Origin of the sequence: Streptomyces sp. NPDC006012 (assembly GCF_042871185.1) — a bacterium.
Classification (GTDB): Bacteria; Actinomycetota; Actinomycetes; order Streptomycetales; family Streptomycetaceae; genus Streptomyces.
Genome location: NZ_JBIAIE010000017.1, coordinates 1 through 17,378, shown reverse-complemented (window position 1 = coordinate 17,378; position 17,378 = coordinate 1). Strand labels below are relative to the sequence as shown.

At 70.5% G+C, this 17,378-nt stretch carries 7 protein-coding genes; 4 read left to right on the top strand and 3 right to left on the bottom strand.

What is annotated here, in order from left to right; translation table 11 throughout:
• The first annotated feature begins 12 nt into the window (after positions 1-12).
• The 3 genes from ACFYPJ_RS25705 to ACFYPJ_RS25695 all read left to right on the top strand — a co-directional run bounded on the left by ACFYPJ_RS25705 (position 13) and on the right by ACFYPJ_RS25695 (position 13,278).
• A complete protein-coding gene (locus ACFYPJ_RS25705; protein WP_389021598.1) occupies positions 13-5,376 on the top strand; it encodes an amino acid adenylation domain-containing protein in 5,364 nt (1,787 codons plus the stop codon).
• 226 nt (positions 5,377-5,602) lie between these two features.
• Entirely contained in the window at positions 5,603-12,244 is a 6,642-nt protein-coding gene (locus tag ACFYPJ_RS25700) for an SDR family NAD(P)-dependent oxidoreductase (RefSeq protein ID WP_389021595.1), read from the top strand.
• On the top strand, positions 12,241-13,278 hold the full coding sequence (locus ACFYPJ_RS25695; protein ID WP_389021593.1) for a ketoacyl-ACP synthase III family protein: 1,038 nt from the start codon (positions 12,241-12,243) through the stop codon (positions 13,276-13,278). Before ACFYPJ_RS25700 ends, ACFYPJ_RS25695 begins: the two co-directional genes overlap by 4 nt.
• Before the next feature lie 132 nt (positions 13,279-13,410).
• Here the strand turns inward: ACFYPJ_RS25695 and ACFYPJ_RS25690 are convergent, their stop codons facing one another.
• A complete protein-coding gene (locus ACFYPJ_RS25690) occupies positions 13,411-13,815 on the bottom strand; it encodes a nuclear transport factor 2 family protein (RefSeq protein ID WP_389021591.1) in 405 nt (134 codons plus the stop codon).
• Between the two features lie 197 nt (positions 13,816-14,012).
• Complete coding sequence (locus ACFYPJ_RS25685) at positions 14,013-14,492, bottom strand: hypothetical protein (protein WP_389021589.1); 480 nt, start codon at positions 14,490-14,492, stop codon at positions 14,013-14,015.
• Between the two features lie 298 nt (positions 14,493-14,790).
• Here ACFYPJ_RS25685 and ACFYPJ_RS25680 point away from each other — a divergent pair, with 298 nt between their 5' ends.
• On the top strand, positions 14,791-15,327 hold the full coding sequence (locus tag ACFYPJ_RS25680) for a hypothetical protein (protein ID WP_389021586.1): 537 nt from the start codon (positions 14,791-14,793) through the stop codon (positions 15,325-15,327).
• A gap of 360 nt (positions 15,328-15,687) precedes the next feature.
• On the opposite strand, the gene ACFYPJ_RS25675 is transcribed toward ACFYPJ_RS25680, so the two are convergent.
• Entirely contained in the window at positions 15,688-16,596 is a 909-nt protein-coding gene (locus ACFYPJ_RS25675) for an esterase/lipase family protein (RefSeq protein ID WP_389021584.1), read from the bottom strand.
• Positions 16,597-17,378 lie beyond the last annotated feature (782 nt).

Genomic DNA, 17,378 nt, shown 5'->3' with positions numbered 1-17,378 from the left:
AGGATGAACGCCATGGGAGCCGGGGCTCTCGGAGAAGACGCGCGCCTGACCACGACCGACGCACGGGATCGCTCCCGTGAGCTGCTGGAACGGCGCCTCGCTGCCGCACTCGTCAAGACCGCCGGCACCCTGCCACGCCGCCCCGATCCGTCCGCACCGATCCCGCTCACCTCCGCACAGACCAGACTGTGGTTCCTGGAGCAGCTCGGCACCAGCGGGTCCGCCTTCCACTCCCGGGTCGTCCTGCGCCTGCGCGGTTCCCTGGACGAGCCGGCTCTGCTCGGTGCCGTCCGGGACCTGGCGGAGCGCCACGAAGTACTCCGCAGCCGCGTCGGAGAGCACGGAGGAGAACCCGTCACCGTCGTCGGCAGCGCCGCGGACGTTCCGGTACTCGTGCGGGAAGTCGCGGCAGAGCACCTGGAGGAAGCACTGGCGGCGGAGTCCGACCGCCCCTTCGACCTGGCGCGGCGCCCGCCCATGCGGGCCGCGCTGTTCCACAGCGGTGACACTTCCGTACTGTCCCTGACGTTCCATCACATCGCCATCGACGGCACGTCCATGGGAATCATCCACGCGGAACTGCCGGTCCTGTACACGGCCAGACTCGGACTCGGCGAGGCTCCGCCACCACCGGCGCAGCACACCGACTACGCCGCATGGCTGGTCTCCCGCCCCGAGCGGCCCGACGACGTGGACTGGTGGGAGGAGAAGCTTTCAGGACTTGCGCCCCAGCTGGATCTGCCCGTCGACCGGCCCCGGCCCGCGGTCGCGGGCCCCGAAGGCAGCGAGGTCACCCTGGAGATCGCCGCCGAGCACACCGAGCGGGTCCGGGCCGTGGCGGCGCGGACCGGCTGCACCCCGTTCATGGTGTTCCTCGCCACCTGGCAGGCCCTGCTGTCGCGCATGTGCGCCACCACCGACGTGCCGGTGGGCGTGGTGGAGTCGGGCCGCCACCATCCCGGCACGGACGGCATGGTGGGCTGCTTCGTCAACACCGTCGTCATGCGGACCGACCTCTTTGGCGATCCGACGTGGACACAGGCGGTACAGCGGGCCCGCGAAGTGGCGCTGGACGCCTTCGCCCACGCCGACGTGCCCTTCGAACAGGTCGTGTCCCGGGTACGGCCCGACCGCAGCGCCACCATCGCCCCCATCGTCCAGACGCTGTTCAACTACCTCGTCCTGGACGACGCCCCGCCGCCCTTCCCGGGACTCCAGGCGGAGATGGTGAGCAGACCGGTGGCGTCGGCCAAGTCCGATCTCCACCTCACCGTCGCGGAAGGACCGACCGGCTACACCGGCAGTCTCAACTACCGCAGCGACCTCTTCGACGAGGAGACGGTGCGGGCCATCGCCTCCTGGTACCAGAACCTGCTGGCGCAGATGCTGGCCGACCCGGACAGCCCCGTGCACACCGCGACGTTGGCGCCGGCCGCCGAGTCGGTACTGCGCGGCCCCGCGCACGAGGCCGTTCCCCGCACCCTGCACCCGTTCGTCGAGCGGTGGGCGGACCGCACCCCCGACGCGCTCGCCGTCGTGGCGCCCGACGGCCGGCTCACCTACGGAGAACTCGACCGCATGGCCAACCGCATCGCCCATGCGCTGGTCGCCGCCGGAGTCTCCCGCGACGAGCCCGTCGGTGTGCTGCTGGAGCACTCCGTCGCCCTGCCTGCCGCCCTGCACGGCGTCCTCAAGGCAGGCGCGGGCTATCTGCCGCTGGACGCCATGCATCCCGCCGGCCGGATCGCCGCAATCCTGGAAACCGCCGGTGTGCGGACGGTCGTCACCGTCCGAGAGTTCGCCGCAGTCGTCGAAGGAGGCGGCAGACGCCTCGTCCTCCTGGACGACCCCGCCACGCTGCGGGCCCAGCCGGAACACCGGCCCGACGTGCCGGTGCGGCCCGACCACCTGCTGCACGTCATCTTCACCTCCGGATCCACCGGCACACCCAAGGGCGTCGCCGTCGAGCACGCCTCCGTGACCGACTATCTGGACGGCGTCCTCGAACGCCTGGGCGACGACGTCCACGGCGGCGTGTTCGCCGTGATGTCGACGATCGCCGCGGACTTCGCGCACACCTGCTTCCACGCGGCCCTCACCACCGGCGGCACCGTGCACTTCGTGGCGCGCGAGACGGCCATGGACCCCGTCGCGCTGGCCGGCTACCTGGCCGAGCACCCCATGGACGTCATCAAGTTCGTCCCGAGCCACTTCGAACTCCTCGCCGCCCACGGCGACGTGGGCGCCGTCCTGCCACGCAAGCTGCTGATGTTCGCCGGCGAGGCCCTGCCCTGGTCCATCGTCGAACGTGCCCGCGCAGCCCTTCCCGGCCTGCGGGTACAGAACCATTACGGGCACACCGAATCCACCATGGTCCGCATGGTGTGCGACGTCGACGACGTACCCGAGGAACTGCGCCACGGCATCGTCCCGCTCGGCCGCCCGGTGGCAAATACCACCGGCTTCCTCGCCGACCGCGAGGGCCGACCGCTGCCCGCGGGCGTACCGGGAGAGTTCCTCGTGGGCGGACCCGGAGTCGCACGCGGGTACATCGGTGCGCCCGAACTGACCGCACAGCGGTTCGTCACCGTGGACGGGCAGCGCCTCTACCGCTCGGGCGACGTACTGCGGATGCGCCCGGACGGCTGGGTGGAGTTCCGCGGACGGGTCGACGACCAGGTCAAGGTGCGCGGCTACCGGGTGGAGCCGGGCGATGTCGCCGAAGCGCTGCGGCGACTGCCGGACGTCGCCGAGGCGGTCGTTCTGCCCGTCGGCGAGGGGCGGCGACAGGGGCTCGCGGCCTGGCTCGTGCCGGAGCCCGCAAGCAGGCTCGACGCCGCGGACGTCCGGGCCGGGCTGCGGGAGCGGCTGCCCGAGTACATGGTGCCCGCCACCCTCACCGTGCTGGACCGGTTCCCCCTGACACCGAACGGCAAGGTCGACCGAGCCGCCCTGCCACGCCCCGCAGCAGGGGCCGGCGAGGAGTCCGCTCCGCCGCGCACTCCCACCGAACACCGCCTGGCCCGGGTGTGGGCGCAACTCCTCGGACTGCCCGGCATCGGGATCGACGACGACTTCTTCGCGCTCGGAGGGGACTCGTTCACCGCGGTCCGTGCCGTACGTGCCTGCGACCCCGGCCTGCGGGTGATCGACCTGTTCACCCGTCCCACCATCCGTGCACTGGCCGCACACCTCGACGCGTCCGGCACCGCCCAGGGCCGTCTGCTCCACCGCCTGAGCGGGTCGGAGAAGGCCACGGCGACCCTGGTCTGCGTCCCCTACGGCGGCGGGTCCGCGGCCGTCTACCAGCCGCTAGCCGCGGCACTTCCCGACGAACTCGCCGTTCTCGCAGTCGAGTTGCCCGGGCACGACCCGGCGCGCCCCGCGGAGCGGTTCCTGGCCCTCGACGAACTGACCGAACGCCTCGCCCTGGAGATCGAGGCGACGGTGGACGGGCCGGTCCTCGTCTACGGGCACTCCGTGGGATCGGCCGCAGCCGTTGCCCTGGCCCGCCGGCTGGAGGCCGGTGGACGCGGCGTGCTCGGTGTGGTCGTCGCGGGTAACTTTCCCTCCGCGCGACTGCCGGGACGGACGGCCGCCTGGGCCAACCGAGTCCTGCCGCTGGAACGGTGGGCCTCCAACCGCCACTACCGCGACATCCTGCGTACGACCGGCGGAATCCTCGACGATATGGACGACACCGTCACCGAGACCGCGCTGCGCGCCATGCGCCACGACTCGACCCGGGCCCGGGCCTGGTACGCCCGGGAACTGGCCGCGCCGCGCGCCGGCCTCTCGGCACCGATCCTGTGCGTGGTGGGCGAGGCCGACCACTCCACCGAGCTGTACCAGGAGCGGTACCGCGAATGGGGAATCTTCGCCGACCGGGTCGAACTCGCCACCATCCCCAAGGCGGGTCACTACTTCCTGCGACATCAGGCGACCGCCCTCGCCACACTGCTCAGCCAACGGATCACGGACTGGACCGCGGGACGACTGCCCGAGCCGGTCGCCACCATCCCGGTACGGGCCGCGGGCCTCCGGGCGTTCTACACCGTCGCCTCCGGGCAGTTCCTGTCCATGCTGGGCAGCAGCCTCAGCATGTTCGCCCTCGGTGTGTGGGCCTACCAGCGCAGCGGCCGCGTACTGGACCTGGCCCTCGTCACCATGCTCAGCACGCTCCCCGCGGTACTGGTCACCCCCCTCGGCGGAACCGTCGCCGACCGGGTGGACCGCCGCCGCGTCATGCTCGCGGCGGACAGCACCAGCGCGCTCGCCATGGCGGCACTGGCGACGCTCCTGGCCGCCGGCCGGATGTCACTGGCGGCGGTCTGCCTCATCGTGACGATCACATCGCTCGCGACCGCTTTCCACCGGCCCGCCTACCTGGCCGCCACCGCCCAGCTGGTGCCCAAGCCCTGGCTGCCGCAGGCCAACGCGCTCGTGGGGCTCGGACTCGGCTTCGCCACCGTCGTCGGCCCGCTCCTCGGAGGTGCGCTCGTGGCCTTCGTGGGCGTGTCCGGCGTCGTCGGCCTGGGCGTGTGCGCCTTCGCTGCGGGCATCGCCTCCCTGCTGGCCGTCCGCTTCCCCGACCGCCTGTTCCGCCGGCAGCGCGAGCCCTTCGTCCAAGCGCTCACCGGCGGCTGGCGCTTCATCGCACAGCGCAGACCGCTGCTCCTGCTGACCGGCTTCGCCGCGGTGCTGAACCTGTTCGCCTCCGTGGTGTTCGTCGCGGTGCAGCCGCTCGTGCTGTCCTTCGCCGGAACCACCCAGCTCGGCCTGGTGACGACCGTCGGCGGACTCGGCGGAGTGGCCGGGGGACTGCTGATGGTGCCGTGGGGCGGGACCCGGCGCCGTGCCACCGGCATGATCGCCGCCACCCTCGGCGTGGGCGCCGGCACGGTCCTGATGGGCCTGCACGCCTCCCTGCCCGTGGTCGCGGCCGGACTGGCCCTGCGGATGGGCGCAATGGCCGTGATGAACGCCCACTGGCTGTCCCTCATCCAGGTCAAGGTGGGGCAGGAACTGCAAGGCCGGGTCCTGGCGACCAACGTCATGCTCGCGCTCGCCACCCAGCCCGTGGGATTCCTGGCCGCGGGCCCCCTCGCCGACGGCGTGTTCGCTCCCGTCCTGCACGGGCATCCCGCACTCGCCGCCGTGATCGGCAGCGGCCCCGGACGCGGCATGGCACTCCTGATGATCGTGTGCGGCCTCTGCATCGTCGCCTGGGGCGCCCTCGGCCTCCTGCACCGGCCGCTGCGGCGGCTGGAGGACGACCTGCCCGACGCGACCCCCGACGCCGAGACCGAACGCGACCTGGACGCCGTCCAGGAGCAGGCGAACCGTCGGCTCACCGCAGCGGGCCGTACGCGATGAGGTCCGGCCATGCATGTGCACGCCACCCCTGCGGGCCGCCGCGGAGTGACCGGTGGGCGGCGGGGAGTTCCCCGCCCCCGAGGCCCGGCCCTCCGCGCCCTCCGGCCGGAGGGCGCCGCGCGGACGCAACGCCCCCGTGACCGGGCGCCCCTGCGCGCGAACGATCCGGCGAACAGCACTCCCCGTGGCTGACCCGAAGCCACCCACCCACCCAGAGGAACCCACCGTGCCCGTGCACGACCAGCCCAGCCGCACACCCGCGACGAAGCCGGCCGAACCCATCGCCGTCATCGGCATGGCCGGCCGTTTCGCCGGTGCCGACACCGTCGACGAACTGTGGACGCTCCTGCGCAGCGGAACCGACGCGATCACCGAGACACCCTCCGACCGCTACGACGTCGGCCCGCTCTACGACCCCACCCCCCGCACCCCCGGCCGTACCGTCAGCCGGTGGGGCGGATTCGTCCAGCAGGTGGCGGACTTCGACGCCGGCTTCTTCGGCATCACTCCACGTGAGGCCGAGAAGATGGACCCCCAGCAGCGCCTGCTCCTGGAAGTCGCGTACGAGGCACTGGAGGACGCGGGCGTCCCGCTGGCCGCCCTCGCCGGCTCCGACACCGGTGTCTACATTGGGCAGACAGGCGCCGACTACTGGCACACGCAGTACACCGCACCCGACCGATTCGACCTGTACGCCATGACGGGAGCCGCGCTGCGCGCGACGACCTCGGGCCGGCTGTCCTACGCCTTCGACCTGCGCGGCCCGTGCTGCACCGTCGACACGGCCTGCTCCTCCTCACTGGTGGCGGTGCACACCGCCGTACAGGCACTCCGCCTGGGCGAATGCCGGATGGCCATCGCCGGCGCGGTCAATCTCGTCCTCCGGCCCGAAGAAGGGCTCGCGTACTCCAACGCGGGCCTGCTCGCCGAGGACGGCCGCTGCAAGTTCGCTGACGCCTCCGGGGACGGCTTCGTCCGCGCCGAGGGCATCGGCAGCGTGATCCTCAAACCCCTCTCACAGGCGCTGGCCGACGGGAACCGGATCCGGGCCGTGCTGCGCGGCTCCGCCGTGGGCAACGACGGACGCTCCAGCGGATACCTGGTCACACCAGGCGTCGGCGGCCAGCGCGACGTGATCGCCCGCGCCTACGCGGACGCGGGAGTGGACCCGGCGGACGTGGACTACGTGGAGACGCACGGCTCGGGGACCGTCGTCGGCGACCCCGTCGAACTTGAGGCACTCGCCGACGTCCTCGGCAGCGACCGGCCCGCCGGTCGCCCCGCCCTCGTGGGCTCGGTGAAGACGAACATCGGGCACGCCGAGGCGGCCGCCGGCATGGCCGGCTTCATCAAGGCGGTGCTCTGCCTGGAACACCGCATGGTTCCCGCAAGCCTGCACCTGAAGGACCCCAACCCGGCCGTGCCCTGGGAGACCCTTCCGCTCACGGTCGCGACCCGGAACACGCCGCTGTCCGACCGAGGCCGGCCGGCCGTGGCGGGAGTCAGCAGTTTCGGGCTGTCCGGCACCAACGCCCATGTCGTGCTCGAAGAACACGTACCCGAGCGGCTGCCCGTACAGGGCAGGACACCGGACCGCGCGGAACTGCTCACCCTCTCCGCCGCGACCCCCGAGGCACTCACCGAGCTCGCGACGTCCTTCGCACGGTTCCTGAGGAACGGCTCGCACCGTCTGCGCGACATCTGCCACAGCGCGGCGCTGCACCGTTCCCACCTGGAGGCCCGGCTGGCACTGCCGGTCGTCTCCCGCGAACAAGCCGCGCTCGCCCTGACCGCGTTCGCCCAGGACGACCCCGAACCCACGCTGTCCTTCTCGGAGTACACCGACCCCGCACGGCGTCCCCGGGTCGCCTTCGTCTTCCCCGGCCAGGGCTCCCAATGGGTCGGCATGGGCCGCGAACTGCTCGACGGCGAACCAGTCTTCGCCCGGGTGATGAAAGCGTGCGACGCGGCCGTCCGGGCCGAGACCGGCTGGTCGGTCATCGAAGTGCTGCGCAACGGCCCCGAGGAACGCTTCGCCGAACTCGACGTGATCCAGCCCACGCTGTGGGCGGTGGAAATCGCGCTGGCGGAGGTATGGCGCTCCTGGAACGTCGAACCCGACGTCGTCATCGGCCACAGCATGGGCGAAACGGCGGCGGCGTACATCGCCGGAGCGCTCAGCCTCAGGGACGCCGCGGCCGTCATCTGCCGCCGCAGCCGGACCGCGAAGCGCCTGGCCGGACGCGGCGCCATGGCCCTCGTCGCGCTGCCCGCCGCCGATGCGGCCAAGGCCCTCGTCGGCCATGAGGACACCGTCGCCGTCGCGGCCGCCAACAGCCCGACGTCCACCCTGCTCTCCGGCGAGGTGAACGCTCTGGCAGAGGTCCGCGCGGCACTCGACGAGCGGGGCATACCCAACCGGCCCGTCAAGGCCGACCTCGCCTCCCACTCCCCGTACATGGACGAGCTGCGCGACGACCTCCTGGCGGCACTGAAGGACCTGACCCCCCGCCGGGCAACTGTTCCGATCCACTCCACGCTGCTCGGCGAGGTCATCGACGGCTCCGGTATGAACGCCCGCTACTGGGCCCGGAACATCCGTGAAGCCGTCGACTTCGTCGGCGCGGTGCGGCACCAGCTCGACACCGGCGACACGGTCTTCATCGAGATGAGCCCGCACCCCGTGCTGGTCAACAGCATCAAGGAGACCGCCCGCGCGGCCGGCCGGGACGACACCGCCGCGGTGGGTTCGCTCCGCCGCGACGAAGACGAACGCTCCGCCCTGCTGACCACGGCAGGGACTCTGCACACCGCCGGGGTGCCGCTGGACTTCGCCGCCCTCGTCGACGGCGGCCGCTACCTCCCGCTGCCCGGCTACCCCTGGCAGCACACCCGGCACTGGCTGCCCGATCCCGCCTCCACGGATACGCCCCCCGCGGAGCCGGCGGCACCGGTGTCCGAGCACGTCACCGCGCCCGTACACCCGCTGCTGGGAACAAGGAGGACCACCACCGGCGACACACACGTGTGGGAGGCCCCCCTCGACCTCCGCCGCCATGCCTATCTGGCCGATCACCGCGTCCAGGACACCGTCGTCGTGCCCGGCACCGTCTACCTGGAGTTGCTGACGGAAGCCACCCGTCAGGTCCTGGGCGACGGGCCGGTGGCCCTGGCCGACGTCCGCTACCGACAGGCCCTCTACCCCGACGAGAACGGGCCGGCTCCCCTCCTGCGAGTGAGCGCCGTGCTTGCCGGGAGGCAGGCGGCGTTCCAGGTGCACAGCAGGTCCGACGACGACGCCCTGTGGGTCCTCCATGCCGAAGCGAGGGGACACATCCTCCCCGAACCCGAACACGGAGCCCCGGCCGACCTGAACGCCGTCCGGAACACCCTCCCCGAACACCAGAGCGCCGGCGACTTCTACCCCTACCACGCCGCACGCGGCAACCAGTGGAACGGTGACTTCCGAAGCATGGCGGAACTGTGGCGCCGCGACGGCGAGGCGCTGGCCCGCGTCGCATGCCCCAAGGACGCGCATCTCACTCTCGCAGACCACCACTTCCATCCCGCTCTCCTGGACGCGAGCTGCCACGTGATGGCAGCGGCCCGCCCCCGCACCGTGGCAGGCGAGGAAGGTGTCTTCGTCTTCGGCGGCATCGACGAGTACCGCTCGTACCACCGGCCCGGCACCGAGGTGTTCAGCCACGCCCGCCTGGTGCCGGCCGAGCGGACGGACTCCTTCGCCGCCGACATCCACATACGCGACGCCTCCGGACGGCTCCTGGCCGAGATGCGCGGCGCGCGACTGCAATACCTGGCCGGCCAGGCCCCCGCCCCCGAGAAGGCCCCCGTGCCCCCCTCCCTGGAGAAAGCCCCCGTGACCCCTGCCCCAGAGGAGGTCCCCGTGACCCCCGCCCCCGCACCGGAGCCCGCAGACCACCGGGACGGCTGGCTGTACGACGTCCAGTGGAAGGCATCGCCGCACGCGGACGCCCCGGGCACACCGTCCGGGCACGGGACATGGCTGGTCTTCACCGACAGCGGGCCGCGCGGCAGAGCCGTGGTCGGAGCGCTCGCCGCCGAGGGCCAGGACACCGTCGTCGTCACCGCTGCCGCGAGCTACCAGTCAGCCGTCGACCGGTTCCGTATCGATCCCGCCGACCCCGCGCACTACGCCGCCGTGCTGGACGACGTGGCGGGCCGGGGCAGGCTCCGCGGCATCGTCCACCTGTGGTCCCTGGATGCCGAGGCAGGACTCCACGCCACCGGAAAGGAGATCGAACGAGCCCAACTCCTGTCCTGCGGCAGTGTCGTCCACCTCGCGCACGCCCTGGACGCGCGGGAGCTTCCCGGCAGCCCGGCACTGTGGCTCGTCAGCCGGAACGCGCAGCGCGTCGCAGCCGACGACCGCCCCGTCGCGTCCTTCCAGGCGCTGCTGTGGGGACTGGGACGCACCCTTGCCGCCGAGCAGCCCGCGCTGCATACCCGACTCGTGGACCTGGACCGCAACCCCAAGAGCATCGACGCCCTGGTCGCGCACCTGCTCGTACCCGATGGCGAGGACCAGCTCGCGCTGCGCGACGGCGTACGCCGCGTCGCCCGCCTGGCGCCCCGCCGGAAGACCTCCGCAGGTGAAGGGCCCAAGTCCGCCGTGCGCCTGTGCTCTTTGGGGCAGGGCACCGCGGACGGCCCGAGACTGGAACCGGTGACTCTTGCCGAGCCCGCCGCGGACGAGGTGACCATCCGCGTCTCGCACGCCGGACTCGACCGTCCGAACGCTCACGGCGCTGCCGCTTCCCGTCCCGCCCAGGACGACCGGCCGCTGGGCATCGGGTGCTCGGGAACCGTGATCGCCGTCGGGCACGGCGTGCACGACGTCGCCATCGGCGACCAGGTCATCGCCCTCGCCGAGAGCGCGACGGCCACGCACGTCGTCACCAAGGCGGTCCTGACGGCACCGAAACCCGTCGGCACCACGTTCGCCGAGGCCGCGATACTGCCCGCGGCCTACCTCACCGCCTACCACGTCCTTCACGACCTCGCCCGCATCGAGAAGGGCGACCGCGTACTCGTCCACGAGGCGACCCGCGAAACCGGCCTGGCCGCCGTCCACGTGGCCCGATGGCTGGGCGCCGACGTCCACGCCACCGCGGCCGGCGTGGACGAGCGGCAGTGGCTGGCCGAACAGGGAATCCGGCACGTCGCGGACGTCCGTCCGCCGGCGTTCTCCTCGGTGTTCCGCAAGACTCCTGGCGAGGCCGGATTCCACGCCATCGTGAACACCCTCACGGGCGACGCCATCCGCGCCGGCCTCTCGCTGATGGCGCCGTACGGCCACTACCTGGAGCTCACCGGGCCCGACACGACCGGCGACACGTCGCTGGACCGGAACCCCTTCGTTCCCAATCTCACCCTCCACACGATCGACATCGTCCACATGATCCGGCATCGGCCGAGCCGAGCCGGTGCCGTGCTGCGGGCGACGGCCGGCCTCGTGGACACGGGGGCGCTGGCAGTACTGCCCCAGCACGAGCTCAGCGCCGCGGAGGCCGGGCGACTCCCGCGGCCGACAGACCGGCCGACGCGCATCGGCGGGACCGTCCTCGCCTTCACCGACGACGTGCTTCCCGCCGCACCGGCACCCCGGACGCCCACGGCCACCGTGCCCGTGCACGCCGACGGCACCTATCTCATCACCGGCGGCACCGGGGGCATCGGCACCCGGCTCGCCTCCTGGCTCGTCGACCAGGGCGCCCGCACCCTCCTGCTGACCGGTCGCACCCCGCTGCCCGACCCGGCAACCGCTGCTCCCGGCCACCCGCGGGCCGCGCAGCTCGCCGTGCTGCGCGAGCTGGCCCGACGGGGCGTCGACGTGCAGTACGCGGCCGTCGACGTGGCCGATCAGCAGGCCCTACGCGCTCTGGTCGAGCAACGGCGCCGCAACGGCAAGGCACCGCTGCGTGGGGTCTTCCATGCGGCTGGGACCTACGAAACGGTCCCGGTGCGCGACATGACGGCACCGCAACTCGCGTCCCTTCTCCGGAGCAAGGTCTCCGGGGCCTGGAACCTCCACCGCCTCACGCTCGGCATGCCCCTGGACATGTTCGTCCTGTTCTCCTCCGGATCCTCGGTCCTGTCCTCGCCCCTTCTCGGCGGCTATGCGGCCGGCAATGCGTTTCTCGACGCCCTTGCCCATCACCGTCTCGCCGAGGGCGCCCCGGCCACTTCGGTCAACTGGGGCTACTGGAACAGTGCCGGCATGATCGCCCGCAAGGAGGAGGAAGACGGCCGGAGCCCCGTTCCGCACGGCATGTCGAGTTTCTCGCCCGACGAAGGACTCGCCGTCCTGGGTGACATCCTTGCCGAAGGCACCTCGCACCCCGTCGTCGTGCGCGCCGACTGGCCGTCATGGGCACGCAGCCACCCGGAAGCCGCGCGCGTCCCGCTGCTGCGCGACCTGACCACAGGTGACACCCCTGCCCGGCTACCTGCTCCGGCAGGCACGGCCCGCACGGAGCCTCGTGCGCCCCGGCCGGAACAGCCTGACCGGCCGGTCGGGCCCCCCGTCCCCGAACGCGAGGCCGTGAGGGCGGACACGGGGGTCGTCGAGGCACTGAAGAAGGTGGTGGCGGACGTCCTCGGGCTGAAGCCGGAGCGTCTCAACGCGAGCCGCCCGCTGAACAAGATGGGCATGGACTCGATGATGGCGGTTCAGCTGAGGAACAGCATCGACGGCCAGTTCAAGGTCAAGCTGCCGATGGTCAAGATCCTTCGGGACAGTTCCGTCCGATCCCTCGCCGAGGCCATCGCCGACACGAAGACCGCCCTGGCGACCGACGCCACGGCCGAAGGAGCGTCCTCGAAGTGAAGACCCCCGATCTGTACATCGCCGGACTCGGCGTCCACATACCCGACGTCTTCGACGCCAGGAGAGCGGTGGAACTGGGCCTGTACGACACCGAGGACTACGAGTTCCAGGGGTGGACCGGTGCGGCCGTCGCCGGCGACCTGTCGGCACCGGACATGGCGGTGTACGCAGCGCGCCAGGCTACCGAGCGCGCCGGCACCCACCCCCACGATCTCGCCCTCCACCTCCATGCCTGCCTGCACAGACAGGGGCCCGGAGCCTGGTCGTCGCAGCACTACATCCTGCGCCACCTCACGGACCTGGACATCCCCTCCTACCTCGTCGGACAGGGATGCAACGGGCTGATCGGCTCGATCGAACTCGCCGCCTGCTACCTCCAGGCCGTCCCCGAACGCACGGCTGTCCTCGTCACCGGCGCTGACAACGTGGGCTCTCCTCACTTCAACCGCTGGGCCTCCCTGGACAACGGTGTCGTCGCCGACGGGGCAAGCGCGGTCCTGCTCACCAAGCAGCCGGGTTTCGCCAGGATCCTGTCGATCAACAGCGGGTCCACCGCGGAGGTCGAGGAGCGATACCGCGACGAAGAGTTCCCTCCGGTGACCGACGGCGGGCCCGCGGACACCGAGGACCGGCCCGCGACGGCCCCGCAGCCCCTGGACGAGGCGATCTCGGAAGCCGTGGGCCGCCAAGGGGAACTGCGCACGGAACTCGCGTTGCGCACAGTGGCCGAGGCCGACCTCGACATGGGCGACATCACTCGCGTGGCCCACATTTTCACCGGTCGGGAGAGCTACCTCAAAGGCATCCTCGCCCCCATGGGCCTCCGCGCTGAGCAGGGACTGCTGGATTTCGGACGACAGTTGGGGCACATGACGGTCAACGATCAGATCGTCGGCCTCAACCATCTCGTCGAGACGAACCAGGTGAGCGCGGACGACCACATCCTCATCGTGGCGCACGGGGGCGGTGTCTCGATCACCTGTGCCGTGGTCCGCATCGAGTACCTGCCGGCCTGGGCCGCCGACCGCACCTGAGTCCACACGCGGTGCGGTGTCCGGCAGCCGACCAGGCAGTCGAACGGCGCCGCGCCGAGGACAGCGACATGCCGCGCGGGCCCTGCCCGACCTCGTTCGGGTCATCTGGGCTGACTCGAGCGAGGCCAAGAATCACCCTCCCGCAACGGTCCGGCCCGGCATCGGCTCGGCGAGCGCGGCACGCCGGGCCGGCGCGCGGAAGGGGTCGGCGAAGTACTGCGTCTCGTGCACCACGTGCTGGTCAGCGAATTCCATGATGCTCACCGAGTACGAAGGCGCACCGTCGTAGGTGATGATGCATTCGCTCACCCACAGATGCGCACGGCCGGTGATCCGCCGGACGGCGAAGTGCCGCTCGGCAGGGTGCTCGCCGCGCTGTGCCGAGATCGCCGCGCGGCCCCGGAACCGCTCACCTGACTGTGGGTAGTCCAAAATCGCGTCCGTGGCGTAGATGGCATGTTCGGCTTCGGTGTTCCCGCGTTCCGAGGCCCGCCAGTGCTCCTCGATCGCGGCCCTGGTCCGGGAGTCAGCATCCATGGCACCGTCCTTCCGTAACGGTGCCAGCCTAGGCACTGCGGGCCGCGGCCGGTCCGGGGCCAGGCGGACGTGGGCGGCAGAGTTCACCCTTTGGCCGGACCGGAGGGCGGCAGCCGTCCACCGTGGCAGCGGCGTCGAACGACCGTTGTCCGGCTTATCCGTCTGCGGTTCGTTCTGTGACGAGCAAGTCTTGGCCGTCAGTCGCCAGACCTGCCCCAGAAGGCGATCAGGGTGTTCGCTCCATCGGCGTCCTTCAACGGCCTGCACCATGCCGACCAACGCGGTATGTCCCACAGTCCCTCGGAGCCGGGGTGCCGTGCGGCGTAGCGCTCCTGGGCTCGTTCGAAATCTCCTCGGGCCGGCTCCACGGTTCCGAAGAACTCGATGGATTCCTCGTCTGTCAGTGGGCGCACGGTGTGGGAATCGTCGTACGCCTCGGCGTCGATCACGTCCCACACGTCGATGACGGTGTGTGTTCCTTCGCTGCCGAAGGTCTCGTCTTCCCAGAGGCCATCGAGATCTCCGACGGAGGTGAACGGCTTGCCTGCGGGCTGCATCCCGTCCCCATAGGTTCCGTAGTCGAACAGCTTTTCGAACTCGCGCTGCCGCACGGTGGCCAAAGCCGCCGCGACATCTCCGCCATAGGGCTCGATGTACCGCCACGATGACGCGCCCACCCCAGCTCCTGCCCTTCGCCGAACCGTGACTGTCGGCACGGACCCTACCCGTCGACTTCGGCAGCGTGGCGGGCGTTCCGAGTCCGTCCGGCACGCCGAGTGCTGCCGTACGCCACGTGGTCCCGGCCCTCGGCCGGCAGGCCGCGTTCGAGGCGGGCTCCGGAGCGGACGAGGGCGACGCGGCGAGTGCGTCGACGGCACACCCCAGCTCCGCCGAGCCTGGGCGGATTCCACGAGCCGATCCAGTGTTCAGCATCCGAGCGACATGAGGGCTCCCACGGCGATATACCGTGTGGCCATGTCGGTGTTCATGCAACAGCTACCCGCCCTGATCGGCGTGGTCATCGGTGCCCTCGGATCGTACCTGGCGAGCACGCGAGGCGACCAAGCCCGCTTCCGCCGCGAGCAGGCGGCCCGTTGGGACGAGAAGCGGCTGACGGCCTACGCCGACTACGCCAGGTCGCTGAAGAAGAGTGTCACCCTGGCATACCGGATCGCGGCACACCTCGGCAACGACCCTCACCCGTACCCCCTGTCGCCCGAGGAAGCGGCGCCGCACCTGGCCGATGCCACTGAGGCCCGGGACCCGGCCGGGGAGGCACTGCTGATGCTTGGCACCCCGGACGTGGTAGAGAAAGCCCGTGAGTGGGTCGTCGTGGTGATGGAGATGGAAGGATTCCTGCGAGACCAGACGCATGGCCCGCAAGCCTGGTCAACCATGCTCAAGCGCCAACGTGCCGCACGTGAAAGGTACTACGCGGCCGTCCGCCGTGACCTGGCGCTTCCACCCGGCCATTCCGGGGAATGGCGACTTGCCCCACTCCGGACCTCCTGAGTACCCACCGCCATGGCGGCCCGGGCTGTTGAGCGCGAGGGCCACAACCCAGCTCGCCCCTGGTGCACCTGCCTGGCCGTCGACGGCTGCCGGCGCCGGCTGACGTTCAGCTCTCCCCGGGCGTACGCCGACCGTCTGTTGACCGCGCAGCGCCATGGCGCGCCATGTCACTCATGAGCACATCATCGAATCCACATGGCCCGTACCTGCTGTGATTGCGTAGAGTTTGCTGCGGTCCCACCGCCGTCCCTGTGGACAGTGCCCATCCTGAACTCGTGGTAATGCTCCTGGACGGCTGTGGCGGTGTCCGGAGTGAGGATTGCCCGGACACCGCTGAACCGTGCTGCTATCGCTGGTGTGTCACCATCGGGACTGCCAGTACAGCGAGTTGAACGTGGCGCGGAGTGGTGCCGCTCCACTGCGCGTACCCGTCCATGTTCTGCCGCTGTCATGGGAGTACCGCAGGGGCCACCAACCGTAGGCGATTGTCCGCAACTGGCTGTGCCCGATGTTGGTCGAACTGGCATAGCGCACCAGATGCTGTGCCTTGTCGACGACCGGGGTTGTGCTACCGATGCCCACATCGCTGTCGGCTTCCGAACCGATGAGCGTCCAGTCAGTGCCCTGTGCGGATTTCGGTAGTGCAGTGGCATGCAGCCAGCGCATGAAGGCGGACTCGGAGCGCATGTCTTCGCACTGACGGTTGACCGGAACGGCTGAACAGATGAGATCTGAGATCCAGGCACCGTGGTGGGGGGTGCCGAGGGTGACCGCGTCTTCGACATAGATGTAGGGCGGCCACCCTCGCATGTGGCGCTCGGTGCCCGTCAGAGCCGCCCGGATGATGAGGCCGCCCATGGAGTGGCCTACGAGGTCGACGCTCCGTCCGTACCGGGAATCCCTGTTGTGGATTTTCCACGCCAGGCGACGCCCCAACTCCATGAGAGGGAGGTCGCGGGTGCCGTCACGGGTGCCGTCACGGGTGCCGCCGTGCTTCCTGACCAAGGTGAGGTCACAGCGCGTATCGCCGTTGTAGAACCCCACTTGGACGAACTTTCTCCACCCCCAGCGCTTCATGGCCCGTTCGGCGGTGTTCCAGCGGGACGCGCAGCTGACCCCGGGGCCGTCGTCGTTGAGTTCCGGCGGGTCGTATCCCTTGACCATGTAGAGCGTCTCGTTGGTGCTGTTGGTACGTGGTGGTGGTGTGGGGCCTGGATCGGCGAATGCACCTGTGGCACCGGTGAGCACCGTGACCAGACACAGCGCCATGATGCTGAAGAACTTCCCTGGATATCTCACGCTTCCCCTCCGTTACGTGCGTATCGGCTCAAGCCACCGGGATGCTGGTTGCGGCACTGCCACCGAGCCGTCCGAAAGCCCACCCCGCACGATGGTGACCGCACCACGAAATGTGCCCGCAGGCCCGCGGCACGTCCTTGTCTTTCCGCGCCGAGCAGTTGACTATCCACGCACGAGCCGTGCCAGCGCTTCTGCGAGGGCCTGTTCGGCCTCGCCTGTGCGGTGACCTACTGGACGGCGGCGGAAACTCGGAGACCAGCCGACCTCGTCCACTGCGTCGATACGGCGCCTCGGCCCGTCGGACGGTTACCGGGCCGCCCGAGGGAGGACCGGAAAAGGGTTCGCGAGCAAGTGACCGTCTGGTACTTCCCGTCCGATGAATACGCCTACCGGCTCGACCACCAGATGGGTGACACTGCAGACGACCTGACGTGTAACGCACGAAGCGGCACCGGACCGTACGCCGACTCAGCGCCGCCCGCTGCGGCCCCCACCGACTTGCTGACTCCTCAATTGACCAGAGGACGATGAGTCCCCGATCTGTACGAATCATGGATTCGTCGTCAGTGCGGGCGTCAGCGAATACTGCACGCTCAAACGCCGGCACAAATAGGAAACCCCCGGCCAAAGAACCGAGGGGAACCCTTTGAATTCGAGCTTAGAGGATGTCTCATGTGGTGAGTTTCGCGAGCTTCTTGTAGCAGGTGAGGGCGGCTGCGAGGCCGAGGAAGGCGAGGAAGTGGGAGCCTTTT

Excerpts from the sequence above, each read along its gene's own strand:
- ACFYPJ_RS25705 (WP_389021598.1), top strand. The coding sequence starts at position 13 with ATGGGAGCCGGGGCTCTCGGAGAAGACGCGCGCCTGACCACGACCGAC.
- ACFYPJ_RS25690 (WP_389021591.1), bottom strand. The coding sequence starts at position 13,815 with ATGGATGCTGACTCCCGGACCAGGGCCGCGATCGAGGAGCACTGGCGG.
- ACFYPJ_RS25680 (WP_389021586.1), top strand. The coding sequence starts at position 14,791 with ATGTCGGTGTTCATGCAACAGCTACCCGCCCTGATCGGCGTGGTCATC.
- ACFYPJ_RS25675 (WP_389021584.1), bottom strand. The coding sequence starts at position 16,596 with ATGGCGCTGTGTCTGGTCACGGTGCTCACCGGTGCCACAGGTGCATTC.